At 64.8% G+C, this 26,805-nt stretch carries 15 protein-coding genes and 8 pseudogenes; 13 read left to right on the top strand and 10 right to left on the bottom strand.

Annotation, left to right across the window (positions count from 1 at the left end; genetic code table 11):
* Positions 1-5 precede the first annotated feature (5 nt).
* From ACTGJ9_RS21915 to ACTGJ9_RS21900, 4 genes and pseudogenes are all read right to left on the bottom strand, one after another.
* Positions 6-304, bottom strand: a pseudogene (locus ACTGJ9_RS21915) (acylphosphatase).
* On the bottom strand, positions 301-1,167 hold the full coding sequence (locus ACTGJ9_RS21910; protein ID WP_456672802.1) for an isocitrate lyase/PEP mutase family protein: 867 nt from the start codon (positions 1,165-1,167) through the stop codon (positions 301-303). The pseudogene ACTGJ9_RS21915 and the gene ACTGJ9_RS21910 overlap by 4 nt, the downstream one beginning before the upstream one ends.
* A 157-nt stretch (positions 1,168-1,324) precedes the next feature.
* Positions 1,325-3,339: pseudogene (locus ACTGJ9_RS21905) on the bottom strand (acetyl-CoA carboxylase biotin carboxylase subunit).
* Positions 3,340-3,513: 174 nt separating this feature from the next.
* A complete protein-coding gene (locus tag ACTGJ9_RS21900; protein ID WP_456672801.1) occupies positions 3,514-4,584 on the bottom strand; it encodes a zinc-binding metallopeptidase family protein in 1,071 nt (356 codons plus the stop codon).
* A 211-nt stretch (positions 4,585-4,795) separates the two neighbouring features.
* Here ACTGJ9_RS21900 and ACTGJ9_RS21895 point away from each other — a divergent pair, with 211 nt between their 5' ends.
* The 4 genes and pseudogenes from ACTGJ9_RS21895 to ACTGJ9_RS21880 all read left to right on the top strand — a co-directional run bounded on the left by ACTGJ9_RS21895 (position 4,796) and on the right by ACTGJ9_RS21880 (position 10,543).
* The gene (locus ACTGJ9_RS21895) at positions 4,796-7,273 is read left to right on the top strand and encodes a PAS domain S-box protein (RefSeq protein WP_456672800.1); all 2,478 of its coding nucleotides are present in this window, start codon (positions 4,796-4,798) and stop codon (positions 7,271-7,273) included.
* A 211-nt stretch (positions 7,274-7,484) separates the two neighbouring features.
* Positions 7,485-7,924, top strand: a pseudogene (locus ACTGJ9_RS21890) (EamA family transporter).
* Positions 7,925-7,990: 66 nt separating this feature from the next.
* A pseudogene (locus ACTGJ9_RS21885) lies at positions 7,991-9,267 on the top strand (MFS transporter).
* A gap of 25 nt (positions 9,268-9,292) precedes the next feature.
* On the top strand, positions 9,293-10,543 hold the full coding sequence (locus tag ACTGJ9_RS21880; RefSeq protein ID WP_456672799.1) for an arsenic transporter: 1,251 nt from the start codon (positions 9,293-9,295) through the stop codon (positions 10,541-10,543).
* Positions 10,544-10,552: 9 nt separating this feature from the next.
* On the opposite strand, the gene ACTGJ9_RS21875 is transcribed toward ACTGJ9_RS21880, so the two are convergent.
* Together ACTGJ9_RS21875 and ACTGJ9_RS21870 are read right to left on the bottom strand one after the other, a co-directional pair.
* The gene (locus ACTGJ9_RS21875) at positions 10,553-11,917 is read right to left on the bottom strand and encodes an MFS transporter (RefSeq protein ID WP_456672798.1); all 1,365 of its coding nucleotides are present in this window, start codon (positions 11,915-11,917) and stop codon (positions 10,553-10,555) included.
* Between the two features lie 42 nt (positions 11,918-11,959).
* Positions 11,960-12,724 carry a GntR family transcriptional regulator gene (locus ACTGJ9_RS21870; protein WP_456672797.1) on the bottom strand — a complete coding sequence of 255 codons (765 nt, stop codon included), beginning with the start codon at positions 12,722-12,724 and terminating at the stop codon, positions 11,960-11,962.
* Positions 12,725-12,903: 179 nt separating this feature from the next.
* On the opposite strand from ACTGJ9_RS21870, the gene ACTGJ9_RS21865 reads away from it, so the two are divergent.
* From ACTGJ9_RS21865 to ACTGJ9_RS21855, 3 genes are read left to right on the top strand one after another with little or no spacing between them, the layout of a single operon-like run.
* Complete coding sequence (locus tag ACTGJ9_RS21865) at positions 12,904-14,103, top strand: mandelate racemase/muconate lactonizing enzyme family protein (protein ID WP_456672796.1); 1,200 nt, start codon at positions 12,904-12,906, stop codon at positions 14,101-14,103.
* A gap of 12 nt (positions 14,104-14,115) precedes the next feature.
* Positions 14,116-14,883: an SDR family oxidoreductase gene (locus tag ACTGJ9_RS21860; protein ID WP_456672795.1), complete on the top strand. Its 768-nt coding sequence runs from the start codon at positions 14,116-14,118 to the stop codon at positions 14,881-14,883.
* A 25-nt stretch (positions 14,884-14,908) separates the two neighbouring features.
* Positions 14,909-15,940: an L-idonate 5-dehydrogenase gene (locus ACTGJ9_RS21855; RefSeq protein WP_456672794.1), complete on the top strand. Its 1,032-nt coding sequence runs from the start codon at positions 14,909-14,911 to the stop codon at positions 15,938-15,940.
* A gap of 12 nt (positions 15,941-15,952) precedes the next feature.
* Here ACTGJ9_RS21855 and ACTGJ9_RS21850 read toward each other — a convergent pair whose 3' ends face one another.
* Positions 15,953-16,390 (bottom strand): DUF2380 domain-containing protein, encoded by a 438-nt coding sequence (locus ACTGJ9_RS21850; RefSeq protein ID WP_456672793.1) that lies wholly within the window; start codon positions 16,388-16,390, stop codon positions 15,953-15,955.
* 186 nt (positions 16,391-16,576) lie between these two features.
* On the opposite strand from ACTGJ9_RS21850, the pseudogene ACTGJ9_RS21845 reads away from it, so the two are divergent.
* A pseudogene (locus ACTGJ9_RS21845) lies at positions 16,577-17,960 on the top strand (sensor histidine kinase).
* On the top strand, positions 17,957-18,610 hold the full coding sequence (locus ACTGJ9_RS21840) for a response regulator (protein WP_456672792.1): 654 nt from the start codon (positions 17,957-17,959) through the stop codon (positions 18,608-18,610). Before ACTGJ9_RS21845 ends, ACTGJ9_RS21840 begins: the two are co-directional and overlap by 4 nt.
* Before the next feature lie 21 nt (positions 18,611-18,631).
* On the opposite strand, the gene ACTGJ9_RS21835 is transcribed toward ACTGJ9_RS21840, so the two are convergent.
* Complete coding sequence (locus ACTGJ9_RS21835; protein WP_456672791.1) at positions 18,632-19,615, bottom strand: VOC family protein; 984 nt, start codon at positions 19,613-19,615, stop codon at positions 18,632-18,634.
* Between the two features lie 145 nt (positions 19,616-19,760).
* Between ACTGJ9_RS21835 and ACTGJ9_RS21830 the strand changes: the two genes are divergently transcribed.
* On the top strand, positions 19,761-20,552 hold the full coding sequence (locus tag ACTGJ9_RS21830; RefSeq protein ID WP_456672790.1) for a DNA-binding transcriptional regulator: 792 nt from the start codon (positions 19,761-19,763) through the stop codon (positions 20,550-20,552).
* Between the two features lie 143 nt (positions 20,553-20,695).
* On the opposite strand, the pseudogene ACTGJ9_RS21825 reads toward ACTGJ9_RS21830, so the two are convergent.
* A pseudogene (locus tag ACTGJ9_RS21825) lies at positions 20,696-20,809 on the bottom strand (hypothetical protein); the annotation flags it as partial.
* Positions 20,810-21,760: 951 nt separating this feature from the next.
* Positions 21,761-22,908 (bottom strand): annotated as a pseudogene (locus ACTGJ9_RS21820) (ABC transporter substrate-binding protein).
* Positions 22,909-23,113: 205 nt separating this feature from the next.
* Between ACTGJ9_RS21820 and mhpA the strand changes: the two are divergent.
* The 3 genes and pseudogenes from mhpA (at position 23,114) to ACTGJ9_RS21805 (ending at position 26,741) form a co-directional block, all read left to right on the top strand.
* Positions 23,114-24,606: pseudogene (mhpA, locus tag ACTGJ9_RS21815) on the top strand (bifunctional 3-(3-hydroxy-phenyl)propionate/3-hydroxycinnamic acid hydroxylase MhpA).
* 23 nt (positions 24,607-24,629) lie between these two features.
* Positions 24,630-25,481, top strand: a complete 852-nt coding sequence (locus ACTGJ9_RS21810) for a fumarylacetoacetate hydrolase family protein (RefSeq protein WP_456672789.1) — start codon at positions 24,630-24,632, stop codon at positions 25,479-25,481.
* Positions 25,482-25,538: 57 nt separating this feature from the next.
* The gene (locus tag ACTGJ9_RS21805; RefSeq protein ID WP_456672788.1) at positions 25,539-26,741 is read left to right on the top strand and encodes an ABC transporter substrate-binding protein; all 1,203 of its coding nucleotides are present in this window, start codon (positions 25,539-25,541) and stop codon (positions 26,739-26,741) included.
* The last annotated feature ends 64 nt before the right edge of the window (positions 26,742-26,805 follow it).

Genomic DNA, 26,805 nt, shown 5'->3' with positions numbered 1-26,805 from the left:
GCCGACTAAACCGTCGGCAGCACCGAGAACGTTTCCCCGCCCTGCGCAGGTTCAGCTCATCGGCACTTGCCGTTTCGCTCGTCACGCTATCCACGCGCGAGGACGGCGGGCCGTGGCGGCAGAGTGCAACCATGTCAGCGACATGCTTCGGCGGACCCGCGAACAGCGCTTCCACGCTGCCGTCGCGGCGGTTGCGCACCCAGCCTTCGAGCCCGCAGGTCACCGCCTGGGACTCGACCCAGGCCCGATAGCCGACGCCCTGCACGCGGCCGCGGATCATGACCTGGAGGATCGCCTGGCTCATTTTTTCAGCCCGAGGAGATCGGCGCTGCGCGCTTTCACTTCGGCTTCGCGCATGACACGATTGGTCAGCTCCGCCGACGGCAATCCCTTCAGCGCTTTCGGCGCCGTGCCCTCGCGCAATGCCTTCTGGACTTCGTAGACGGCTTGAGTCGCTGCCGCGATCGGCGCGTGGCCCTGAAGCGCGATACGAACGCGTTGGCTGGCGAGATAGTCGATCGCGTTCAATTCGTCCGGCGCACCACCGAGCACGATCGGCAGATGCGTTGCGGACACGACCGCCTCGAGCTCACCGCGCGACTTGATGCCAGTGAAGAACAGTGCATCGACGCCGGTGGCTTCATAGGCCTTGGCGCGATGGATCGCGTCCTCGATCGAGCTGATCGAGGCCGCACCGGTGCGGCCCATGATCACCAGCGACGGATCGCTGCGGCCGTCGAGTGCGGCCTTCATCTTGCCGACGCCCTCCTCCAGCGAGATCAGCTGCGCCCTCGCCTCGCCAAAGGCGGCCGGCAGCAGCGTGTCCTCGATGGTCAGACCCGCCGCCCCCGCTGTCTCCAGCTCTTGCACCGTGCGGCGCACGTTGAGCGCATTGCCGTAGCCGTGATCGGCATCGACCAGCACCGGCAGCGCTGCGGCGCGCGACATCCGCCGCATCTGCTCGGCCAACTCGGTGAGCGTGATCAGGGTGACGTCGGGATCGCCGAGCACAGCGAGCGAGGCCACCGAACCGCCGAACATGCCGAGCGGGAAGCCGAGATCCTCGGCAATGCGGATCGAGATCGCGTCATAGACCGAGCCGGGATGGACGCAGGTCCCGCCCGACAGGATGGAACGCAGTTTCTCGCGGCGGGAACGAAAGGCCATGGTGAAGTCTCGATCAGTGCGGCGCCGTCGCAACATACTCCGTCATTGCGAGCGCAGCGAAGCAATCCAGAATCTTTCCGCGGCGACAGTCTGGATTGCTTCGCTGCGCTCGCAATGACGAAGTTCGTGGGGCCGGGACGAGAGCCCCACTTACACTTTACGCAAACTCCAAAATCAGCGCGTCCACCGCGAGCGTCGCGCCGGCGCTGGCGTGGATCTTCTTCACGGTGCCGTCCTGCTCGGCGCGGAGCACGTTCTGCATCTTCATGGCCTCGACCACAGCCAGCGTCTCGCCCGCCTTGACCTCCTGGCCTTCCGTCACGGCAATCGAGACGATGAGCCCGGGCATCGGACAAAGCAGCTTCTTGCCGGTGTCGGAGGCCGTCGTCACCGGCATCAGCCGCGCGGAAGCGGATTCCGCTTCGGTCCAGACATAGACCGGCACCTCGACACCCTGATGCGCCAGGCGGATGCCGTTCGGAATCGGCGCGCCTGCATCGCGACCACGTGGCCGTCGATGGTGCCCTGCCAGACCGGATCGCCCGGCTTCCATGCGGACTGCAGCAGATGGGCGCTGCCGGCCTTGCCGTCGGCATCGACGAAGCGCACCGCTATCGCCTCACTGTCGCGGGCTACCTCGAGCAAAATCTCCTGCCGTTCGAGCCAGACCGCACGGCGGCGCTCGCGCTGCACGATGCGGCCGCCCATCTGGCCGGAGATCTGCCGCTTGCGCTCACCGAGCACGTGATCGATGGCGGCGCCGACGGCGGCGATCCGTCGCGCGACCTCGCCTTCGGGCACGCGCACCGCAAAGCCCTTGGGAAATTCTTCGGCGATGAAGCCGGTCGACAGATTGCCCTCACGCCAGCGCGGATGATGCATCAGCGCCGACAGGAACGGGATGTTGTGCCTGATGCCGTCGACATAGAACGAATCCAGCGCGGTCGCCTGCGCCTCGATCGCAGCCGCACGCGACGGGGCGTGAGTGACGAGCTTTGCGATCATCGGATCGTAATGAATCGAGATCTCGCCGCCCTCCTGCACGCCGGTGTCGTTGCGCACGGTGATGCCGTCCTTGCTCACTTCCGCCGGCGGGCGATACTTCACCAGCCGACCGATCGAGGGCAGGAAGTTGCGGAACGGGTCTTCGGCGTAGAGGCGCGATTCCACGGCCCAGCCGGTGAGCGTGACGTCCTTTTGCGTGAGCGCGAGCTTTTCGCCGGCGGCAACACGGATCATCTGCTCGACGAGATCGACGCCGGTGACGAGCTCGGTGACGGGATGCTCGACCTGAAGACGCGTGTTCATCTCGAGGAAGTAGAAGCTCTTGTCCTGCCCCGCGACGAACTCGACGGTGCCGGCGGAATCGTAGTTCACGGCCTTGGCCAGCGCGACCGCCTGCTCGCCCATCTTGCGGCGGGTGGCTTCGTCGAGCAGCGGCGACGGCGCCTCCTCGATGACCTTCTGGTTGCGGCGCTGGATCGAGCATTCGCGCTCGCCGAGATAGATCACGTTGCCGTGCTTGTCGCCCAGCACCTGGATCTCGATGTGGCGGGGATCGACGATGAACTTTTCGACGAAGACGCGGTCGTCGCCGAACGAAGCCTTGGCCTCGGCCTTGGCGAGATTGAAACCTTCCGCGACCTCGGCCTTCGAATGCGCGATGCGCATGCCCTTGCCGCCACCGCCGGCGGAGGCCTTGATCATCACGGGATAGCCGATCTCGTCGGCGATCCGGACCGCGTGCTTGTCGTCCTCGATGACACCGAGATGGCCCGGCACGGTCGAGACCTTGGCCTTCGCAGCCGCCTTCTTGGATTCGATCTTGTCCCCCATCGCAGCGATCGCGCCCGGGTTCGGGCCGATGAAGACGATACCGGCGGCTTCCAGCGCGCGCGGAAACGCCTCGCGCTCCGACAGGAAGCCGTAACCGGGATGCACGGCCTCGGCGCCGGTCTTGCGGCAGGCTTCCACGATCTTCTCGATCACCAGATAGCTCTCGGCCGCGGCCGGCGGGCCGATCAGCACGGCCTCGTCGGCCATCTCGACATGGAGAGCATCGCGGTCGGCCTCGGAGTAGACCGCAACCGTCTGAATTCCCATCTTGCGCGCGGTCTTGATGACCCGGCAGGCGATTTCGCCGCGGTTGGCGATCAGAATGCGTTTGAACATGCTTTTCTTGAGTCTCGACCTTGGGCGGGACCCTTCCCTGGGCCGTTGGGGCCTATAGGACGGGCCGTGTGGCTCCCGTGGTACATCAAAATTGGCCGGAGGCAACGGTCTAAATCCGACCCCGCTGGCGTGCCAGCGCAAGACCGATCGGGCCTGGCGAACGCCTCGGATGAGCTACGACTTCCCGGCCTTGGCCACGTCCCGGACCAGGCTGTGAATGAAGCCCAGTTTCGCGACCACCGCGGGCGAGAGGATGAAGGGATAGAGGTCGCGCAGGCCCATGGCGCGGTTGACACTGTTCATGGCGAAGGTGAAGGGCAGCCATGCCTCGACGATCGCCTCGACGCCTTTCGCCTCGTATGGGTTGAACCGGATCCGCGTCGACAACTCCCCGTCGCGATCGACCTTGGGACGCACCTCCATGCCGAATTCGCCAGCCATCTCCAAGGTGTCGACGATGTGGAGGTAATGCGCCCAGGTCTCGGCAAAATCTTCCCAGGGGTGCGTCGTCGCATAGGCCGACACGTAATTCTGCTGCCAGTCCGGCGGCGCGCCTTCGGCATAGTGATGCTGTAGGGCCTGGCCATAATCGGCGGAATCGTCGCCGAACATGGCGCGGCATTCCTCCAGTTTCCCGCCATCGCGCACCAGTACGTCCCAGAAATAGTGCCCGACCTCGTGGCGGAAATGCCCGAGCAGCGTCCGGTAGGGCTCGCCCATCTCCAGCCTGCGCCGCTCGCGCTCGATGCCATCGGTCTCAGTCAGCGCGATCGTGATCAGGCCGTTGTCATGGCCGGTCAGGATCTTCTGGCCGCTGTTCGGATCGTCGGCCAGGAAATTGAAGATCAGCCCGTGCCCGGGATTGTCCTGCCGGGTCTGGAGCGGGAGCTTCCAACGGATCAGCGAATAGAACAACCGGTGCTTCGCCACCTCCAGCTCGCGCCAACCGGCGAGCTGCGCGGGATCCGAGAGATCAGGCACGATGCCGTTATGACGACAGGCGCGGCAATAACCGGTGGTATCACTCACATCCGTCAGCCAGTTGCAGGCATCGTATCCGGCATTGCGGCACAGCATCCGCCCCTTGCCCTTGTCGGCGAGCGTGGCCCAGCCCTGACCGTCCGGCTCGATCGCCGACATCGTCTCCTTCTCCGGCAGGAAGGCGACCTTGTGGCCGCACCGTCCGCAGGCGCGGTTCTCGAAATAGAGAACATTGCCGCAGGCCTGGCAGACAAAGAGCTTCAAGATTTAGCCTCTCCGGATAGGGAGTTTATGAATGGGAATTGTAGCGCCTCGCAGATACGCCCATCGAGGGCCCATCGTTCCAATGTTTGGAACAAATAGCCAGACCCCGCGTTTGGTCATACCCGCACACGCCATTCGGCGGCGTTTTCTTATCTATTCCCTTTTGAGCAATGGCTATCACGCTTTGTCTGTGTGAATATCGGCTCGGCACGTGCGCTCCCGCATCACAACGGCCGACGCCTTGAACGATCTTTTGCCCGAGACCATTGCGGCCGAAAGGCTGCGCCAGCACCTCGAGGACACCGCGCGCGAGCGCGATGAAGCCTATCGTGCGCTCCAGGAGCGCGAGGCGGAGCTCGCGCGCATCCAGCGCATCGGCAAGGTCGGCGGGCTCGAGGTCGACTTCCGCGAAGGCTTCAAGAACCGCCGATCGCCGGAATATCTGATGATCCACGGGCTGCCGCCCGAGGCCGCCGACGAGACCCATGAAGACTGGGTCAGCCGCATCCATCCCGATGACCGCGACGCGACCGTCAAACATTTCTTCGAGGCGCTGGCCGGGACCAGCGGGGACTACACCGCCGAATACCGCATCATCCGCCCCAACGACGGCGAGACCCGCTGGATCCGCGTCGTCGCCAAAATCGAGCGTGACGGCGACGGCCGCGCGATCCGCCTCGTTGGCGCTCACATCGACGCCACCGACCAGATGCTGGTGCGCGAGACCTTGCGCGAGAGCGAGGAGCGCTTTCGGCTGATCGCCGACAGCGCGCCGGTGCCGATCTGGGTCACAAAGCTCGACCGCACCCGTTCCTTCGCCAACCAGGCCTATGTCGACTTCGTCGGCCTGCCCTACGATCAGGCCATCGCATTCGACTGGCGCAAGGTGCTGCATCCTGACGACCTGCCGCATGTCTTGCAGCAATCGGTGCAAGGTGAAGCCTCGCTCAAGCCGTTCGTGCTGGAGGCGCGCTACAAGGATGCCTCCGGCGAATGGCGCTGGCTGCGATCGGAATCGCAGCCGCGCTGGGATCCGACCGGCAAGCATATCGGCTTCATCGGCGTCGCCCACGACATCACCGTCGCCAAGCGGGCAGAGATCGAATTGCGGCAGCTCAACGAGACGCTGGAAGAGCGCATTGTCGAGCGTACCGCCGAGCTCGAATCCAACGAGGCGCGGCTGCGCGCGATCCTGGGGACCAGCAACCAGTACCAGGGGCTGGTCGATCTCAAGGGTGAATTGCTCTACGCCAACAAGACCGCGCTCGATGGCATCAGGGCGAACTCGTCGGACGTGATCGGAAAGCCCTTCTGGGATACGCCCTGGTTCACCGGCACCCATGGCATGAGCGCAACCGTGCGCGAGGCCTTCGACACGGTGCTCAAGGGCGAAGCGGTACGGATGGAGATGCGGCTGCGCCTTCCCGTCGGCGAGCGCGATTTCGAATTCGGCATGCGCCCGGTGCTCGACCGCCACGGCAACATCACCGGCGCCGTGCCCGAGGCCGTCGACATCACCGAGCGCCGCCGCGGCGAGGAGGCGCTGCGGCAGTCACAGAAGATGGAGGCGATCGGCCAGCTCACCGGCGGCGTCGCCCACGACTTCAACAACCTCCTCACCATCATCCGCTCGGCGACCGACTTTCTGCGCCGGCGCGAGCTGCCGGAAGAACGCCGCCGCCGTTACGTCGATGCGATCTCCGAAACTGTCGAGCGCGCCTCAAAACTGACCGCACAGCTTCTGGCGTTCGCACGGCGGCAGCCGCTGAAGCCACAGATCTTCAACGTCGGCAGCCAGGTCGAGGGCGTGGCGCAGCTGGTCCGGCCGCTGGTCGGCGGCCGGATCGAGATCGCGGTCGAGATCGACGATGCCGACTGTTTTACCGTCGCCGACATCGCGCAGTTCGAGACTGCGCTGATCAACCTTGCCATCAACGCCCGCGACGCCATGGAGGGCGAAGGCCGCTTCACCATCGCGGTCCGCAAAGTCCAGGGCATTCCGAGCCTGCGCGCGCAATCGGCGCGCGGTGGCGATTACGTCGCAATCTCGGTGGCAGATACCGGCAGCGGCATCGCGCCCGAAAATATCGACGCCATCTTCGAGCCGTTCTTCACCACCAAGGAGGTCGGCAAGGGCACCGGCCTTGGCCTAAGCCAGGCGTTCGGCTTCGCAAAGCAGTCCGAGGGCGACGTCGCCGTAGCGAGCACGCCTGGTAACGGCGCGACCTTCACGATCTACCTGCCGCAGGCGGAGAGCCCGGCCACCGAGAACAAAGCCGCATCGCTCACCAGCGAGAACGCGACCACCGGGCGCGGCTACCGTGTGCTCGTGGTCGAGGACAATGACGATGTCGGCCAGTTCTCGACCGAACTTTTGGAAGACCTCGGCTATATCGTCCGCCGTGTCGCCAACGCCAACGCCGCGCTCGCCATCCTCGGCGAGAACGAGTTCGCGGTCGATCTGGTGTTCTCCGACGTCATCATGCCCGGCATGAACGGAGTCGAGCTCGCCGGCATCATCCGCGAGCGCTATCCGGGCCTGCCCGTGGTGCTGACCAGCGGCTACAGCAACGTGCTCGCCGAAAACGCCCACCGCGGATTTGAGTTGATCCAGAAGCCGTATTCGGTGGAGTCGCTGTCGCGCATTTTGCGCAAGGCGATCACGGAGAAGCTGTCGGTGGCGCGGTGAGAGTGAGCCAAGAACTCCGCTGTCGTCCCGGACAAGCGCAGCGAAGCGGAGCGCCGATCCAGGATCCATAGCCACAGGAAGAGGTTATCGGGCAAGCTGATAGCCACCAATCTTCGCCAAACTAGATCCTGTGGTTATGGGGCCCGGATCTGCGCTTCGCTTGTCCGGGACGACAACGGAGTGCGAATGACCCTATGAAAGCGGCACATACATGAAACCCGCCCTCTTCTCTGCCTGGCAGACCTGGGCCCTGCTCTCCGCCTGCTTCGCCGCGCTGACCGCGATCTTCGCCAAGGTCGGCGTCGAGAATATCAATCCGGATCTCGCCACGTTCATCCGGACCATTGTGGTGCTGCTGGCCTTCTCGGTGCTGCTGTTCTTCACTGGCCAATTCGCCGTGCCCTCGGCAGTCTCGTCGAAAACATGGCTGTTTCTGGTGCTGTCGGGGCTTGCCACCGGCGCGTCGTGGCTGTGCTACTTCCGTGCGCTCAAGCTTGACCTGCGACGCTGGTGGCGCCCATCGATAAGCTCAGCGTCGTGCTGGTTGCCCTGTTCGCTTTCGCCTTTCTCGGCGAGCGTCCGACCGCGCAAGGCTGGGGCGGCATCGCCATGATCGGCGCAGGCGCGGTTCTCCTGGCTGTGAAGTTTTAGGGCGGAACAAAGGTGGCATGAGATTGGTTTCTGCCTGGGCGCTTCCCAGCCTCGATCGAGAGACCGATGTCGCGCGAAAACCTCGACCAGGCAAGGCAGGCCGGACGCGCGCTCGATGCGGCCAATTTCTTCCTTGCCGACGTCCGCGACGGCCTCGGCCCCTATCTCGCCGTTTATCTCCTCACCGAGCAGCATTGGGACGAAGCCCGGATCGGCCTCGTGATGTCGATCGCGACCGTCGCCGGCATCGTCGCGCAGACGCCGGCCGGCGCCCTGGTCGACGCCACGCGGGCGAAGCGGATGGTGATGGTGATTGCTGCCGTCTTGGTAACCCTCGCCTCATTGTCGCTACCGCTGTTTCCCACCTTCGGGCCCGTTGCGATCTCGCAGGGCATCGCGCAGGCCGCCGCTGTCGTCTTTCCCCGGCGATTGCCGCCGTCTCGCTTGGCATCTTTGGTCATGCCGCCTTCACCGGACGGATCGGACGCAATGAGACGTTCAACCACGCCGGCAACGCGGTCGCGGCCGGCCTCGCAGGGCTCTCCGCTTACTGGTTCGGCCCCACCGTCGTGTTCTACCTTCTCGGCGCCATGGCGATCGCAAGCCTCGTCAGCATCCTGGCGATCCCCGAACGCGCCATCGACCACGACCTTGCCCGCGGATTGAACGACGCCGATACACAGAGCGAGCAGCCGTCAGGCCTCGCCGTGCTGCTGACCTGTCGCCCCCTGCTCGTCTTCGCGATGTGCGTGCTGCTGTTCCATCTCTCCAACGCGGCGATGTTGCCGCTGGTTGGGCAAAAGCTGGCGCTGCAGGACAAGAACATGGGCACCAGCCTGATGTCGGCCTGCATCGTGGCGGCCCAAATGGTGATGGTGCCTTTCGCGATGCTGGTCGGCGCCAAGGCAGACCGCTGGGGCCACAAGCGCTTCTTCCTCGCCGCCCTCCTGATCCTGCCCATTCGCGGCGCGCTCTATACGCTCTCGAACAACCCGTTCTGGCTGGTCAGCGTTCAACTTCTCGACGGCGTCGGCGCCGGCATCTATGGCGCGATCTTTCCCGTCATCGTCGCCGACCTCACGCGCAGCACCGGTCGCTTCAACGTCGCGCAAGGTGCAGTGATCACGGCTCAGAGCATTGGCGCGGCCTTGTCGACGACGCTCGCCGGCTTCGTCGTGGTCGGCTCGGGATACGGCGCGGCCTTCATCACGCTCGGCGCCGTCGCGGCGATCGGGGCCGTGATTTGCCTCCTCGCCCTTCCCGAGACGCGGCGAACCGCCGATGGCGGTCCGCGTCCGCAGGGGAAGACAGCAGCGCCGGCATCCGCTATCGCTGCCGAATGAACTCATTCCACTCTAAGGATTAAACGTGCCGTCTGACGCCATCTGGGCCTGGAGCATCATCGTCGTCGCGACCGCGGGCGTCATCATCCGCCCTTTTCGACTGCCCGAGGCGATCTGGGCCGTGCTCGGCGCCGGCGCTCTGGTCCTGCTCGGCTTTCTGCCGTGGCAGGATGCGCTCACCGGCATCGAGAAAGGCGTCGACGTCTATCTCTTCCTGATCGGCATGATGCTGATCGCAGAGCTCGCCCGGCTCGAAGGCCTGTTCGACTATCTGGCCGCCCTCGCGGTGGAATATGCATCCGGCTCGCCGCAGCGGCTGTTCCTGCTGATCTACATCGTCGGCACGGTCGTCACCGTGTTGCTCTCCAACGATGCCACCGCAATCGTGCTGACGCCCGCCGTCTATGCGGCAACACGCGCCGCCGGCGCCAAGCCGCTGCCCTATCTGTTCGTCTGCGCCTTCATCGCCAATGCCGCGAGCTTCGTGCTGCCGATCTCCAACCCCGCCAATCTCGTCGTGTTCGGCGCACGCATGCCGCAACTGACGGAATGGCTGCGCCTGTTCGCCCTGCCCTCGGCGGCGTCGATCCTGCTCACCTATGTCGTGCTGCGCCTGACCCAGCATCGCGCGCTGAAGCAAGAGACCATCGCGCGCAGCGTGCCACATCCAAAGCTCGGCCGCGGCGGCAAGCTGACCGCTATGGGCATCATCGCCATCGGCGTCGTGCTGGTCACGGCCTCCGCGCTCGACAAGCAACTCGGCCTGCCGACCTTCATCTGCGGCGTGGTGACGGCCGCCTTCGTGCTCCTGATCGGCCGCCAATCGCCGTTACCCGTGCTGCGCGGCGTCTCCTGGAGCGTGCTGCCGCTGGTCGGCGGGCTCTTTGTGATGGTGGAAGCGCTGGTGAAGACCGGGGTCATCGGTCAGCTCAGCGCGCTCTTGCATGAAGCGGTGGCACAATCCATCCCGCAAGCAGCCTGGAGCGTCGGCGTCGCCACCGCAATCGCCACCAACATCGCCAACAATCTGCCGGTCGGCCTGGTCGCGGGCTCGGTCGCGGCGAACGATCATTTGCCCGCACCTGTCGTGAGCGCCCTCCTGATCGGCGTCGATCTCGGACCCAATCTGTCGGTGACGGGATCGCTCGCCACCATCCTCTGGCTGGTCGCCCTGCGGCGGGAGAAGATTGAGGTCGGCGCCTGGCGCTTCCTCAAGCTCAGCATGCTGGTAACGCCGCCGGCCCTGATCGCGGCCTTGGCTGCCGCGATCAGGTAACGGGCTTCGTCAGTCGTTTTCGTAGCCGTAGACCTCCGGCAGGATAAAGATTGCGGCGAGCAATCCAATCAGCGGGAAGATCGCGACGAACAGCGTGGCGTTGGCCTGCCCGACCGCAGCGAACAGCGACGGGAACAGGAAGATCGCCAGGAATGACGGCAGCTTCACGAACATGTAGGCGAAGCCGCTGGCGGTGCCGCGATACTTCGGCTTGGCGACCATGGTCGGGATCGTCATGCAGTTCGAGGCGTCCCAATAATGGCCCCACAGCATGGCGGCGGCCGCGAACGGCAGCAGGACCTTGTTGTCGGTGTAGAGCGCGAAAGCCGCGACCAGGAGCGAGGCCAGCACAATGCCGAAACCGGCGATCGAGATGCCGCGATGGCCGATCTTCGGCGTCAGCAACGGCCCGACCCAGCCGGACAGCGCGGCGAAGCAGAACAGCGCCATCGTCACCAGGTTGATGCCGAGCACGCTCGACACGCCGACCATCACGAACAGCACGGGGAGGTAGAACGCGAAGGTGGAGAACTCGCTGCCTTGCGCGAAGCAGGCGATCCAGCCGTAGATCGTCGCACGCCAGCGGATCGGGTCCTGCCTCAGGTCGGCGAGGAAGGCGCGGGTGGAGACCTTGGGCACCACCACATCCTGGTCCGGCAGCATGGCAAGATCGTCGTTGAACATCTCGCGCGCGACCTGCTTGGCCTCACGATAACGTCCCTTCTGCACCAGCCACACGGCCGTCTCCGGCACGTCGTGGCGCATGATCAGGATGATCAGCGCCGGCACCGCACCGAGGCCGAGCGTCACGCGCCAGAGCATCTCGTGCTGAATGTCGAGCAGCAGGAAGATCACGATGACGCCGATGGTCAGGACCTCACCCACGGCGAACATGAACTGCCAGCGGTTGCCCATCACCTCGCGTTCACCCTTGGCCATGGATTCCATGATGTAGGTGTACCCGGTCGAGATATCCGAGCCGAGGGGGACGCCGAGCAGGAAGCGGATCACGACCAGCCAGCCGACGCTAGGTACGAAGGCCTGCGCCAGTGCCAGCACGATGAACATCACCATCGTCACCAGGAACATCACGCGGCGGCCGATCTTGTCGGACAGCCAACCGCCGAGCAGCGCACCAATCAGCGCGCCGCCTTGCGTGCCCGCTGCGGCAAGGCCGAGCATCAGCGGATCTGGATTGTACTGCTCCTTGATGAAGATCAGCACGAAGGCAATCGAATAGAGATCCCAGGCCTCGACCAGGATCGAGGCCATCATCAGCCAGCCGACCTTGTTGCCTTTGGGACTGTAATTGGTGATGAGATAGCGGACCGCGGCTTCGCTCGCGGTCGGTTGTGGCACGGCCATCGTCGACATGTTGGGTCCTCTCTTCAAAACTCTTTACGCGCCAAGTACTTCTTAAGCGCCAAGCAGCGGCTCGATGCTGCAGTCGAGCAGGCGCGGATCGATCCCCGCCTCCATGCCTGTGAACATCTGGTCCATGTAGTCGATCAGCGCATCGCTCGCCTTCACCGCGTCCTCGACGCGGCGGCCGGCGACGGAAGCGAGAATGGCAAGATGGTGATCGATCGTGCCGGACAGGTCGGTCTGTCCCGGCATGAAGCGGTGGTGGATATAGCCGATGCGGCGATACAGCGTGTGCAGCGGTCGCAGCGTATGCACCAGGAACGGCTCGCCCGCGGCTTCCAGCACCAGCGCATCGATACGGCGGTCGATGCTGTTGAACTCGTCGAGGGTCAGGGTGGCGCGGCGCTCGCGCAGCAAGCGCTCGATGTGCAGCGCCTGATTGCGGTGCGAGAGGCTGGCGCGATCGGCCGCAAGACGCACCACGAAGCGCTCCATGTCGCGGCGCAAGGCCAGCAGCATGCGCTCGCGCGCGAGATCGATCGGCGCGATGTGCAGGCCGTGGCGCGGGCGGATGATGATGAGCGTGTCGGCGGACAGACGATTGACGGCGTGATGCACCGGCGTGCGGCCGAAGCCTGTGATCTGCTGCAATTCCAGCATCGTCATGAACTGGCCGGGCTTGAGCTCGCAATGAACGAGCAACTCCTCGATCTTCTGATAGGCCAGCTCGAAGAAATTGAGCCGGTTGCGCCGCGAGGGCTTGCCCTCGCCGTCGTCGTTTCTCACCACCTCGAGCGTGCGCTTGCGCCGTGCCATGTCGTCCTCTCCCGTCAGCCCGCGCTCTCGTCGCCGGATGGCGCTCTATTTGTGGCACCGTTAAAACATGTTGTGATATATTACAAGCAAGCGTAAAGCTTTCGCGGATGCGCTACATGCTGCAGCGCAAAATGAAAACACGACCGGTGCGAAGCGCCTGTGATGGGAGGACAATCGCTGTGAAGATCACGTCGATCGAGACGCTGCGCACCGAGGAATTCTCCAACGTCATCTGGGTCCGCGTCCACACCGACACGGGCATGATCGGTCTCGGCGAAACCTTTTATGGTGCCGGCGCAGTCGAAGCGCAGATTCACGACACCTTTGCCGGCCGCCTGCTCGGCCGCAATCCCCTCCACATCGAGGCGATCCATCGTGACATGCTGAACCTGCCGATGGCGCAGTCGTCGACCGGCGTGGAATATCGCGCGGCGTCGGCGATCGACATCGCGCTGTGGGATCTGTTCGGCAAGGTCTGCAATCAGCCGGTGCACCAGATGCTTGGCGGCCTCTGCCGCGACAAGCAGCGCATCTACAATACCTGCGCCGGGACGCAATATGTCCGCTCGACCAATATCAGCCCGGTCGCCAACTGGAATCTCGGTGCCGCCAAGGGCCCCTACGAGGACCTCGACGGCTTCATGCACCACGCCGACGCGCTCGCCGAAAACCTGCTGGAGAGCGGCATCTCCGCGATGAAGATCTGGCCGTTCGATCCTGCGGCGCAGGAGAACAAGGGCCTTTACATTACGGCCGCGCAGATGAAGCGGGCGATCGAGCCGTTCGAGAAGATCCGCAAAGCCGTCGGCGACAAGATGGAGATCATGGTCGAGCTCCACTCGCTCTGGAATTTGCCGACCGCGAAGCAGATCGCGCGCGCGCTTGAGCCCTACAAGCCGACCTGGTACGAAGACCCGATCCGCATGAACTCGCCGCAGGCGCTCGCCGAATATGCGCGCTCGACCGACGTCTGGGTCTGCGCCAGCGAGACGCTGGGCTCGCGTTTCCCCTACAAGGACATGCTCGACCGCGACGCCATGCATGTGGTCATGGCCGATCTGTGCTGGACCGGCGGCCTCACCGAGGGCCGCAAGATCGCGGCGATGGCGGAGACCTATCACCGGCCCTTCGCGCCGCATGATTGCATCGGCCCGATCGGCTTCATCGCCGCCGTCCACATGTCGTTCAGCCAGCCCAACACGCTGATCCAGGAATCGGTGCGCGCCTTCTACAAGGGCTGGTACAATGAGCTCGTCACCACGATGCCCACGATCAAGGACGGCTATGTCTATCCGATGGAAGGCCTCGGTCTCGGCGTCGACCTTCTGCCTGCCGTGTTCGATCGCTCCGATTTGACCGCGCGTCGTTCCAACGCCTGAGGATGTTTTGAGATGAGCACCGCCCTCTTCGACCTTTCCGGCCGCACCGCCCTTGTGACCGGCTCCTCCCGCGGCCTCGGCCGCGCCATCGCCGAAGGCATGGCCAGGGCCGGCGCCAGAATCATCGTGAACGGCGTCGATCCCAAGCGCGTCGAGCAGGCCGTCGCCGAGTTTCGCGCCGCCGGGCATCAGGCTGAGGGCGCCCCCTTCAACGTGACTGACGAACCCGCGATCGTCGCCGCCTTCAACGACTTCGACCGGCAAGGCATCGCGGTCGACATCGTCGTCAACAATGCCGGCATCCAGCACCGCAAGCCGCTGGTCGAATTCACCACCGACGAATGGCGCAAGGTGATCGAGACCAACCTCACCAGCGCCTTCGTGATCGGCCGCGAGGCCGCCAGGCGCATGATCCCGCGCAAGCACGGCAAGATCATCAACATCGGCTCGCTCGGCAGCGAGCTGGCGCGTCCCACCATCGCGCCCTACACCGCGGCCAAGGGCGGCATCAAGAACCTGACCCGCTCGATGGCGGTGGAATGGGCCCAGCACGGCATCCAGGCCAATGCGATCGGCCCCGGCTACATGCTCACCGACATGAACGAGGCGCTGGTCAACGATACCGATTTCAACAACTGGCTGATGGGCCGCATTCCCTCCAAGCGCTGGGGCAAGCCGGACGAGCTGGTCGGCGCAGCGATCTTCCTCGCCTCGGATGCCTCCACTTACGTCAACGGCCAGATCATCTATGTCGATGGCGGCATGATCGCCGCGATGTAATCGCGAAACCTGAGGAAACGGGACCATGCGCGCCGTCGTCATTCACGCCCCGAAGGATCTGCGGATCGATACCTATCCCGATCCCGCACCCGGTCCGGGCGAGGTCCGCGTCAAGATCGCCAATGGCGGCATTTGCGGCTCCGATCTGCATTACTACCATCATGGCGGCTTTGGCGTCGTCCGGATCCAGCAGCCGATGGCGCTGGGGCACGAGATCGCGGGCGTGGTCGCGGCCGTCGGTGACGGCGTCACCAACGTGAAAGCCAGGACGCGCGTCGCGGTCAATCCGAGCAAGCCATGCGGCAAGTGCCTGCATTGCCAGGAAGGCCTACGCAACCAGTGCCTCGACATGCGCTTCCTCGGCAGCGCGATGCGCTTTCCCCATGTGCAGGGCGGATTTCGCGAGTTCATCACGGTCGATGCGACGCAGGCGGTGCCGATCTCAGACAAGCTGTCGCTCGCCGAAGCGGCGGTCGCCGAGCCGCTCGCGGTGTGTCTCCACGCCGGCAAGCAGGCCGGCGCCCTCCTCGGCAAGCGCGTGCTGATTACCGGCTGCGGCCCGATCGGCGCGCTGATGATTCTTGTCTCGCGCTTCGGCGGCGCCTCCGAGATCGTCGTGACCGATGTCGCCGACGCGCCGCTCGCGGTCGCAAAAAGGCTCGGCGCCACGCATGCGATCAACGTCGCGAACAATACAACCGCGCTCGATCCCTGGCGCGCCGGCAAGGGCGTGTTCGACACGCTGTTCGAAGCTTCCGGCAATCAGGCCGCGCTGCGCACCGCACTCGACGTGCTCCGTCCCGGCGCAACCCTGGTGCAGCTCGGCCTCGGCGGCGAGATGACGCTGCCGATCAACTCCATCGTCGCCAAGGAATTGCAGCTCCGCGGCACTTTCCGCTTCGATCCGGAGTTCGAGCTGGCGGTACGGCTGATGGGCGAAGGTCTGATCGACGTGAAGCCGCTGATCACGGCGACCATGCCATTCGAGAACGCGGTCGCCGCCTTCGAGCTCGCGAGCGACCGCTCGCAATCGATGAAGGTGCAGCTGACATTCTAGCGCCCGTCGCCCTCAGGGCTGCGCCAGCGCGGCCATGACCTCACGGGACACGAAGATCTCGGCGCGCTCCCACGATTCATCGTTGTCGCCGCGGAACGTGTAGAGCTTGTCCATGACGACCTTTTTGGCGCCGACGTCAATCACCGCGACCTTGGCCCATTGCACCAGCGTGCTGGTCTTCTGGATGCCGCCGATGACCTTGAACGCCGCCCCCTCCTGCACGGACGGCGCAAGCCGGTAGCGCGGGTCGGCGGCGATATCCCGCCGGAGCGCGACCATGAACGCCTGCAGCCGCCGTTCGTGGGCAGCGCTCTGGTCGGTCGGTTCGGCCGAGGTATCGGCATAGCTGAAATCGTCGAGAGCAACGGTGGTCTCAGCGGCTACGGCCCGGCCCTCCGGCCCAGCGCCGAGAAGAACAACGAAAGACAGCAAAGACAGGGTACGGCGCATGACAGCCCTCGCGTGACGGAAGACTTCACGCTAGGCGGGCGCTTCGCTCGGCGCAGCCGTGGCCATCCCGACCGGCACCGGGAAAATTTCACGACGTTGCACCGCGGTAAGGGTGCCGCTTTCCGCGACCGGCGTTCTGCCCTTAAATGCGAGGGCGACAATTCCGTTCGCGCCAGGTGCCCGCCGATGTGGAACCGCCCGAGATCTCGATCTCAAGGTCCGCCTGACCTTGCGCGTGGCCGCCATATCGGCCGCCTGCTTCGCCGCGATCTCCGCCTATTTCCTGATCACGGCCGATCGCGCCGCGCACGCGCGCATCGACGCCATCGCTACCATCGTGGCGAAGACGCTGGAGCTGCAACAGGGCAAGGTGCTGTGGGCGGCGAGCCCGCGCTCGGACTTTCCCAATCTCGATCCCGTTTCGGCTTATGTGATGACGCCCGGCCTGTGCCTGGCCTTCCGTGGCGTCAGCGGCGAGATGCTGCAGCGCTTCTGCGGCGCGCCGATCCCGGAGGACCCGCCGCCGCAGATTTTCACGGCATTCTACCACAGCCTGTTCGACCCCGGCCGCGAGGCGGCGCGGCCCGTGATCCTGCGCGGCACCAAGCTCGGCGAGGCCGTGGTCTCGGTCGATCCGGCCGTGCAGACGGCCGAGGCCTGGCACGAGGCCGGCCGCCTGATGCTCGCACTGGCAATTGCACTGCCGCTGTTGTGCGTCCTGGTCTACGCGGCGCTGGCCCGCGCGCTGCGCCCGACGCACATGATCCGCGCCGGCCTCGAGCGGATCGCCGCCAACGACCTCACCACGCGGCTCCCGCAATTCGATCTCGCTGAACTCTCCGCAGTTCGCGACGTCTTCAACCATCTCGCTGAAAGCCTCGACACCGCGCTGGCCGAACGGGCCGAGTTGACGCGGAAACTGATCGCGCTCCAGGACGAGGAGCGCCGCCATCTCGCCCGCGAGCTGCACGACGAGTTCGGCCAGTCGCTCGCGGCTATTCGCGCGCTCGCCTCCTCCGCCCGCCAGACCGCTGCGCAGGACTGCCCCTCCTTGCTTGGCGAGTGCGACGGCATCGCGCGAACTGCAACCGGCATGATGGAGACGCTGCGCGGCACCCTGTTCCGGCTGCGCCCGCCTGACGTGGAGGAATTGGGACTCGTCGCCAGTCTCGAAGGCCTCGTCGCCGGCTGGAATGGACGCAGCAGAGGCGAGACGCGTTTTTCGATCCGCTTCGAGGGCACCTTCGAGACCCTGCCGGCCACGATCAGCGCCAACCTCTACCGCATCGTGCAGGAAGCGCTCACCAATGCCGCCAAGCATGCCGGCGCCAGCAAGGTCAGCCTGGAATTGACGATGCTTGCCGACGAGATCGCACTCGCCATCGACGATGACGGACGCTCGACCGATCCTGCCGCGAAATCCGGTATGGGCCTGCTCGGCATGCGCGAGCGCGTCGCGGCGCTGCGCGGGCGGCTGAGTTTTGAGGCCGGCCCCGCCGGCGGCTCTGCGTTGCGCGTCGTCATTCCGCTCGCAGCCGCCAATCCGCAGGCGCTGGAGCACGCGGCATGACCGCGACCATTCTGCTGGTCGACGACCATTCCGTGGTCCGCGAAGGCTATCGCTCCGTGCTCGAGAAGCAGCCGGGCCTGCGCGTCATCGCCGAAGCCGGCGACGGTGCGGAGGCCTATCGCCTGTTCAAATCCGAGACGCCCGACCTCGTCATCATGGATCTCAGCATGCCCGGCATCGGCGGCGTCGAGGCGGTCAGGCGCATCCGGCAATGGGACAAGGCCGCCAAGATCCTCGTCTTCACCATGCACGAGAATGCCGGCTTCGCCGTGCAGGCGATCCGCGCCGGCGCGCGAGGTTATGTCACCAAGACCAGCCCGCCGGAGACGCTGGTGCGCGCGGTGATGGACGTGCTCGCCGGCAAGATCGCGATCAGTCCCGATATCGACCACGAACTCGCGCTGAGCCGGATCAGCGGCGAGAACTCCGCCGCCGACGTCCTCACCCCGCGCGAGTTCGAGGTCTTGCGGCTGCTGCTCGCCGAGAATACGACGGAGGAGATCGCCGAGACACTGCACGTCAGCCCGAAAACGGTCGCGAATTTGCACTCGTTGATCAAGGACAAGCTCGGCGTCGGTTCCGATATCGAGCTGGTCCGGCTGGCGCTACGCCAGGGAATCCTGACGCAGCTCGATCTCGGCGATGCGTGAACGACACCGCGAGGCGGCAGATCATTCGCGCGCGACCACCTGGTCCAGCCACGCGCAGTTCAGCGGCGGCACGCGCGGATCGGCAACGCGGACGCCGCGCGCCGCAGCATCCATCCGCATGTCGCGCAGGCGCCTGCGCTGCTCTTCCGGCATGTTGAGCCGTTCGTGGCCCCACAGCGAAGGCCCGTCAAAGGTCTCATGCGGCTGCCAGGTCTGGGGGTCGATGATGCGGCCACCCCAGCCATATTCGATGAAGAAGCCGGACGGCGTGTTCACATAAAACGAGGTCATGTGGTCGTTGGTGTGCCGGCCCAGTGTGTAGACGACGCGACCGTCTTCGAGCTGCGCGAGATCGTAACCCTGCCCGACATCGTCGAGGCTGCCGAGCTCGACCATGAAATGGTGCAGAGCCTTCCGGCCGGAGCCAACCATCGCAAAGGAATGATGGCGGCCGTTGACGTGAAAGAAATAGAGTCCGTAAGGCTTGAGCCCGAAATCGGAAACGTGAAAACCCAGCACGTCGCGATAGAACGGCAGCAACAGCTCGACGTCCACGACGTTCATCACGGCGTGGCCCATGCCGAGCGCGCCGGTGCGAAAGCCCGAGATCGGCCGGCCCGGCCTGAACGGCTCGCTTGCCAGCTCGGGCTTGCAGAACGCTTCCAGCCGGTTGCCGGCGGGATCGGCGAAAATGATGAGCTCGGCGACATACCGCTCGTCAGCCAGCGCACGCGAACCGCGCGTCACCTTGACGCCGTGGCTTTCCAGCCGTCCGGCCAACTGGTCCAGCTCCGCGCTCGAGGGAACTTCCCAGCCCATCACCGCAAGGCCGGCATCGCTGCTGCCGTCGACGATCAGGCGCTGCTTGCGATCGTCCATGCGGAAGGCGCGCATCTTGCCGCCGCGATCGACCTGCTGCATGCCGAGCAGTCCGGTCGCCATCTGTCCCCACTGGTCGAGCTGCGACGAATTGATCCCGATATAGCCGAGCGCGGTGATTTCCATCGAATTTCTCCCAAGGGCATCGCATCCGCTGCAGTGCGGCGAACTTGATACCGGCCGCGCACGATCCTACGGTGACGCCGCAATCGCTACGCGTTCGCAATGACGATAATCGCGGGGCGAAGCCGCACAAGGGAGGAAATGCGAGGTGTCCAAGGAGCGGACGCGGAACGGCCAGCCGCGGCAGTCGGAGGGCGTGCGCGCCTTCAAGCGCGGGCTGGACGTGCTGCAGGAGGTCAACCGCTCCGGCGGTATCCGCGCCGGCGACGTCGCGCGCGCGCTCGATCTGCCCCGCCCGACCGTCTACCGCCTGCTCGAAACGCTGGAGGCACTCGGCTATGTCGCGCGCAGCGCCAGCGACGACCGCTTTCGCGTCACCCGCCTCGCCCTCAGTCTCGGTGATGGCTACGACCCCGGCGTGGTGATCTGCCAGGCGGCCGCGCCTTATCTTGCCGAGCTCAGCAAAACGCTGGTCTGGCCAGTCGATCTCTCCACCTACGAGAACGCCGCGATGGTGGTGCAGGAGACCACCCATTCGCGCAGCCCGCTCTCGATCGACCGCGGCATGATCGGAAAGCGCCTACCGATGCTGCGAACCTCGGCGGGCCGCGCCTATCTCGCCGCCTGCCCCGCGCGCGAGCGCGACCTCATCATCACCCATCTCCGCCGTATCGACGAGGCCGACGACCGCCCCTTCCTCGACGATGGCCGCCTCGACCGCATGATCGCGGAGACGGCCGCGCGAGGCTACGCCATCCGCAGCGAAGGCGAGTACAATCCCAAGACAGCGTCGATCGCCGTACCCATTGTCCGCAGCGACGCCGTGTTCGGCTGCATCTCCATCATCTGGATTCGTTCGGCGCTGGGCATCGAGGAAGCGATGGCGCAGTTCGTCGGCCGGCTTCAGGAGACGGCGGCGGCCATTCCGGTCAGTCCTTAACTGACCCGGACCGGCAGGGACGCAAGGCCGCGCAGGACATTGTTAAGCGCAAGCACGGGTTCGCCAATCTCGAACCGCCTCACCTTCTCCAGCATGACCTCCAGCAATGCGGTCATCTCCAGTCGCGCCAGATGAAGACCCGCGCACATATGCGTGCCGTTGCCGAAGCCGAGATGATCACTCGCCCGGCGCCGTACGTCGAAGCGTTCCGGGTCCTGCCATTTCCGCTCATCGCGATTGGCCGATGCATAGAGCAGCAGGACCCGGCTCCCCCTTGCACGCGGATGCCACCGATCGTCGCCTCATCGGTGAGATGGCGCGTAAAACCCCGGATCGGCGATTCCAGCCGCAGCGCCTCATTGATCGCGTTGTGAATCAGCGTGGGCTCCTTCCGCAGCAGATCCCATTGCTCGGGGTATCGACCAAACAGCAGAATCAGGTTTGCAGTAGCAAAGATCGTCGTGTCGAGGCTCGGCCCGAGATAGTCGCGCATCAGAACCGGGCAGCGTTCCGGCTCGACCTCGCCGCGGTCCGCAGCCTCGAATATGCGCTGGCCCCAACTTCCCGGCAGCAGGCGTTCGCGGATTGCGGTGCCGCCCAGGTAACCGCGCATCTCCTGTACGTCGGCCATCGCTGAGCAGCCTCGCTCGTTCATCGTACCGAGGACGTTGAACGTGGCCGACGCCCACCGCAGCATGCTGCCACGGCCATAATCTTCCAGACCGACAAGCTTTGACACGATGGTCAATGGCAGATGCTGAGCCAGATCGGCGACCGCATCGAACTGCCCCCGGGCCACGAGGTCGTCGACGAGCCGCCGCGCCTCGGCCCGGATCTCCGGGCCGATCTCCTCCAGCGCCCGCGGCAGCAACGGCGCCGCGATGATCCCACGCAGCCGGTCGTGCAACGGCGCATCACTCGCGAGCGTCGTACCACGCGACATCTCGTTGACGTGGTCGTTGGCGGCAACGCCTTGCGCCGAAGAAAACAAGGAGGGATTGCGCAAGGCGGCGCGAACGTCCTCGAAACGGCCAAGCGCATAGAGTGCGTTTCGCGGCAACCAGACGACGGGGCCGATCTCACGCAATGCGCGATAGTGCGGATAGGGGTCGCGAAGAACATCATCGTCGTAGAGATCGACATCGTAGACGGGGCAATCCATTGCAGCCGACATCATTCCCGCTCCGTCCCTCCCCGCAATCGCCCGTTCAGCGCACGGCGACCCATTCGCCCTTCTCGAGCCTGCCGAGCGTCAGCGCACTCTGATCCAGTCCGGTATGATCGTTGGGACCGTAATTGTAGACGCCGCGCGAGCCGGCTACGTTCTTGAGCTGCTCGATCGCACTCCGCAGCGCTTCGCGAAATTCGGCGGTCCCCGGCTCGCCCGCCTTCAATGCGGAGGGTACTGCGTGTTCGATCAAGATCAGCGCGTCATAGGCGGAGCCTGCGAAGATATTGCGACTGCCTGGTCCGAACTTGGCCTCATAACGCTGGATGAAGTCGAGCGCGGCTTTCTTTGCGGGATATTCGTCCGGGAAAGACGCCGCACCGACCGCAGGGCTGAGCGGCACGAAGATGCCGTCACCTTCCGCACCAGTCAGCTTGCGGAAATCGCCGAAGGTCGCGCCGAGGGTGCCGTAGATTTGCCCCATAAAGCCCTTCTCGCGCAGTTGCAGCAGCGGAAGGGCCGCCGGCGCGCCCGAGGCGGCGATCAACACGGCGTCCGGCTCCGTCGCGATGATCTTGAGAATTTGGCCCACGACAGCGGTGTCGGTCCGCGCGTATTTCTCGTTCGCGACCAGATCGATTCCGGCTTCCGCGCACATGTCAGCGCTGACCTTGCTCCAGGCGTCACCATAGAGTCGCCAAATCCGATCAGCGCCAGCTTTTTGACGCCAGTCTTCTTCATGTTGGCGAATAGCGGTGTTGCTTCGTGGTCGTCGTTGGTTGTGGTCTTGAATATCCAGCGGCGCCGCGCATCGACCGGCGCAACGAGCGCGTTGACGGGAGCCAGAGTGATCAACGGCAACTTGTATTCAACCGCCGGATCGATCGCAGCAAACGATCCGGGCGTAGTGGTTGGGCCCACCAGAATGTCGATCTTGCTTTCCAGGAATAGTTTGCGAAGAGCGGCTACCGCTGCGGTGGTGTCGGAGGCTTCATCGAGGAAGAGATAATTGACTTTCTTGCCGGCGATCTCCGTGGGACCAAAGACCGTCCCGTTCCGCTCGGCATTGCCGATCGCAGCCGCAGGCCCGGTCGCTGACAGGATGATCCCGACGTTGATATCGGCCGCGAAGCCGGGTGCCGCGAACAATTGTACTGCAACACACACGCCCAGGATAGATCGCAGCATCACGATGTCCTCCGCTTGACGGCCTACTTCCGCGGCCTGCCTTTATTCTGATTGACTCTTCACTAGCGAAAGCCGGGTGCCCGCGCGTAGCGCCATCAACAAGCTGTCCGGCTGGCGGACAGGTCGTCCCAGCCCGCGTCCGCTGGGCGGACACTTCGCCCGATGCGGTTGAAGCGGTGGCACCGCCTGGGGAAGAGATAGCCCCATGCAGGATAAATCCGCCCCCGAGGAATTTGACGTCGTGATCGTCGGCCGTGGCCCGGTCGGCGCCACGCTTGCCAATCTGCTTGGTCTCTGTGGCGTGCGGACGCTGGTGCTCGAGCGCGAGGCGCGGACCTATCATCTGCCGCGGGCGGTGCATTTCGACGACGAATGCATGCGCGTGTTCCAGACCATCGGCCTTGCGGACGCAATCCTGCCGCAGGTCATCCTCAGCCCCGGCATGCTCTTCCTCGACGCCGACGGCAAAATGCTGCTGGACTGGTCGCGGCCGCAGACGCTGACGCCGATGGGCTGGAATCTCAGCTATCGCTTCCACCAGCCCTATCTGGAGGACGTGCTGATCGGCGGCTTGAATCGCTGGCCGCACGTCAGCTTGCGCAGCCGCTGCGACGTGTTCGCCCTCGATCAGGACGAAACTGGCGTGCGCGTCCGCTACGAGGATCTTTCCAACGGAAAGCTCAGCGAGGTCCGCGCTGGCTATGTGATCGGCTGCGACGGTGCGCGCTCTCGTACGCCGCTTCATCGGCTCCGGCATGGACGATCTCGGCTTCCACGAGCGTTGGCTGGTGATCGACGTGCTGCTCAAGCGCGCGCGCGACGATCTCGGTGACTACAGTATCCAGCATTGCGACCCGCACCGGCCGGCGACCTATGTGCGCGGCACCGGCACGCGGCGGCGCTGGGAGATTACGGTCCTCCCGGACGAGGATCTGAACGACGTCGCGCAGCCGGCAAAGGTCTGGGAGTTGTTGTCACGCTGGATCACGCCGGACGATGCCGTGCTCGAGCGCGCCGCGGTCTACACCTTTCATTCCGTCATCGCGCAGCAATGGCGCCACAGGCGCCTGCTGCTCGCCGGCGATTCCGCGCACCAGACCCCGCCCTTCCTCGGCCAGGGCATGTGCGCCGGCATCCGCGATGCCGCAAATCTTGCCTGGAAACTCGCTGCGGTCATTCGCGACGACGCGTCGTCAGATATACTCGACACCTATCAAAGCGAGCGCCGGCCGCATGTACGCGAGTTCATCGAGCTCGCGATTCGCCTCGGCGGTGTCATCAACACCAAGGCGATCGAAGCTGGCCTCGCCGCGGGGCAAGCGCGTGAAAATGCGCCCGTGAAGCTCGAAGTGAAAAAACCCTGCTCGGCCCCGGCCACGCGCTCGGCGACCTGCCGCTCGCCGGACATCTCGCGCCGCAGTTCATGCTGAATGATGGCAGTCGCGGCGACGACCGGATCGGCTACGGCCATGTCCTCCTCGTCGAGAGCGCGACGCATCTCGCTCTCTCGCGGCCCGGGATCAATATCCTGACCAGCGACGATGCCGAGGGGATCGGACCCTGGCTGCGGGAGCACGGCATCACCGCCGCGCTGGTTCGCCCCGACCGCTATATCCGCGGCACCGCCCGCAACGATGCGGAGTTCGACCGGCTCATCTCCGCGATCACGCCCCCACCCACGTGCCGTCCGCGGCCTGACCGAACACTCTCAAGGACACCTTATGAAGCTGCTCTCTTTCATCGCCAACGGCCGCCCCTCCTTCGGAGCCGTCAAGGACAACGGCGTGGTCGATCTCGGTACGCGCATGGCGGCCTGCACCACGCTGCGGCAGTTGCTCGACGCCGGCCGCGTGGCCGAGGCGGCAAAGCTGGTCGCGTCCACCGCACCCGATCATGCGCTCGACACCATCAGCTTCGCCCCCGTCATCCCCGATCCCGGCAAGATCATCTGCGTCGGCCTCAACTACCGCGACCACGTCGCCGAAACCGGTCGCACCGTGACCGAGAAGCCGGCTCTGTTCGTGCGCTTCCCGTGCAGCCAGGTCGGCCATCTCCAGCCCATCGTCAAACCCAAGGTAAGCGACGATTTCGACTATGAGGGCGAGCTCGCGCTCGTGATCGGCAAGGATGGCCGCCACATTCCCGCGAGCCGCGCGCTCGACCATATCGCCGGCTACGCCTGCTACAATGAAGGCAGCATCCGCGACTGGCAGCGCCACACCAGCCAGTTCCTCTCCGGCAAGACCTTTGCGGAAAGCGGCAGCTTCGGACCATGGCTGGTCACGGCGGACGAGATCCCCGATCCGTCGAAGCTCACGCTTCAGACCCGGCTGAACGGCACGGTCGTGCAGGACACCACCACCGATCTCCTGATCACCGCGATCCCCGAGCTGATCACCTATATCTCGACGATCTGCGCGCTTGTCCCCGGTGACGTCATCGTCACGGGCACGCCGGGCGGCGTCGGCGCCAAGCGCGTGCCGCCTTTGTGGATGCGTCCCGGCGACACCGTCGAGGTCGAAATCTCCGGCATCGGAATTTTGCGCAACAACGTCATGGCCGAACCGGCCTGACCGCCACCGAGACGATCCCGAAAAGGGACACATCCGGCGTCCAAGAGAGGAATCAATATGCACGGCTTGGTTCGCGCACTCATCGTGACCGCTGCAATCCTGGCGATGACAGCCGCTCATGCCCAGCTCTCCGACGATGTAGTCAAAATCGGCGTGCTATCGGATATGACTGGGCCCTCCTCCACGCCAACCGGTCAAGGCTCTGTCACCGCGGCTCAAATGGCCATTGACGATTTCGGTGGCAGCGTGTTGGGCAAGCCGATCAAGCTGATCGTCGGAGACCATCAGATAAAGCCCGATATCGGGGCTGCCATCGCGCGACGATGGTACGACACCGAACAGGTCGATCTCATCGTGGATGTTCCCGTGTCGGCGGTGGGGCTCGCCGTGCAAACGGTCGCGACCGAGAAGAAGAAGTTGCTCATCGTCACCGCGACCGGAACGGCGGATTTTCACGGCAAGTTCTGTTCGCGCTACACCATGCAGTGGGTGTTCGACACGCACGCGCTCGCTGTCGGTACGGCCCAGGAAGTCGTCAAGCGCGGCGGCGACATCTGGTACTTTCTCACCGACGATATAGCGTTCGGCCACGCGCTGGAACGTGACGCTACGGAGGTGATCAAGCGCGAGGGCGGCAAGGTGCTGGGATCGGCTCGGCCGCCGTTCGGAACCACCGACATGTCGTCATTCGTGCTTCAGGCGCAGGCCTCGAAAGCGAAGATCATCGGAATCGCCGGCGGCCCACCCAACAATGTGAACGAGATCAAGACCGGCGGCGAATTCGGCCTGTTTCAGGGCGGGCAGCAGATGGCTGCCCTGCTTGCGCTGATCACCGACATCGATGCGCTTGGATTGCAAAGCGCCCAGGGCCTGCTGCTGACGACCGCCTTCTACTGGGACATGGATGAGCAGACGCGGGCCTGGTCGAGGCGCTTCTTCGCGAAGATGCAGCGCATGCCGACGATGTGGCAAGCGGGCGTCTACTCCGCGGTCACGCATTATCTCAACGCGGTCAAGGCAGCCGGGACCGACGATCCCGGCAAGGTCGCAAGCAGGATGCGCGACACGCCAATCAACGACTTCTTCGCGCATGGTGGCAAGCTTCGGGCCGACGGCCTCATGGTGCACGACCTCTGGCTCGCTCAAGTCAAGACGCCCCAGGAATCGAAATACCCCTGGGACTACTACAAGCTCCTGACGAAGATTCCCGGCGATCAAGCCTTTGGTCCCGAGGATCCCGCCTGCAAGATCGTCAACTGAAGCACACCTTGCGTCATCGCACGGGCCCATCCAGGGCGGCGATTGCCGCGCTCACCTTCAACCG

Origin of the sequence: Bradyrhizobium sp. RDM12, assembly GCF_051917485.1 — a bacterium.
Taxonomy (GTDB): domain Bacteria; phylum Pseudomonadota; class Alphaproteobacteria; order Rhizobiales; family Xanthobacteraceae; genus Bradyrhizobium.
This window is presented reverse-complemented; position numbering and strand designations above follow the sequence as displayed.

Bases quoted from the DNA above. Each gene is read 5' to 3' on its own strand.
- ACTGJ9_RS21910 (WP_456672802.1), bottom strand. From the start codon at position 1,167: ATGGCCTTTCGTTCCCGCCGCGAGAAACTGCGTTCCATCCTGTCGGGC.
- ACTGJ9_RS21875 (WP_456672798.1), bottom strand. From the start codon at position 11,917: ATGTCGACGATGGCCGTGCCACAACCGACCGCGAGCGAAGCCGCGGTC.
- ACTGJ9_RS21870 (WP_456672797.1), bottom strand. From the start codon at position 12,724: ATGGCACGGCGCAAGCGCACGCTCGAGGTGGTGAGAAACGACGACGGC.
- ACTGJ9_RS21860 (WP_456672795.1), top strand. From the start codon at position 14,116: ATGAGCACCGCCCTCTTCGACCTTTCCGGCCGCACCGCCCTTGTGACC.
- ACTGJ9_RS21855 (WP_456672794.1), top strand. From the start codon at position 14,909: ATGCGCGCCGTCGTCATTCACGCCCCGAAGGATCTGCGGATCGATACC.
- ACTGJ9_RS21850 (WP_456672793.1), bottom strand. From the start codon at position 16,390: ATGCGCCGTACCCTGTCTTTGCTGTCTTTCGTTGTTCTTCTCGGCGCT.
- ACTGJ9_RS21840 (WP_456672792.1), top strand. From the start codon at position 17,957: ATGACCGCGACCATTCTGCTGGTCGACGACCATTCCGTGGTCCGCGAA.
- ACTGJ9_RS21835 (WP_456672791.1), bottom strand. From the start codon at position 19,615: ATGGAAATCACCGCGCTCGGCTATATCGGGATCAATTCGTCGCAGCTC.
- ACTGJ9_RS21810 (WP_456672789.1), top strand. From the start codon at position 24,630: ATGAAGCTGCTCTCTTTCATCGCCAACGGCCGCCCCTCCTTCGGAGCC.
- ACTGJ9_RS21805 (WP_456672788.1), top strand. From the start codon at position 25,539: ATGCACGGCTTGGTTCGCGCACTCATCGTGACCGCTGCAATCCTGGCG.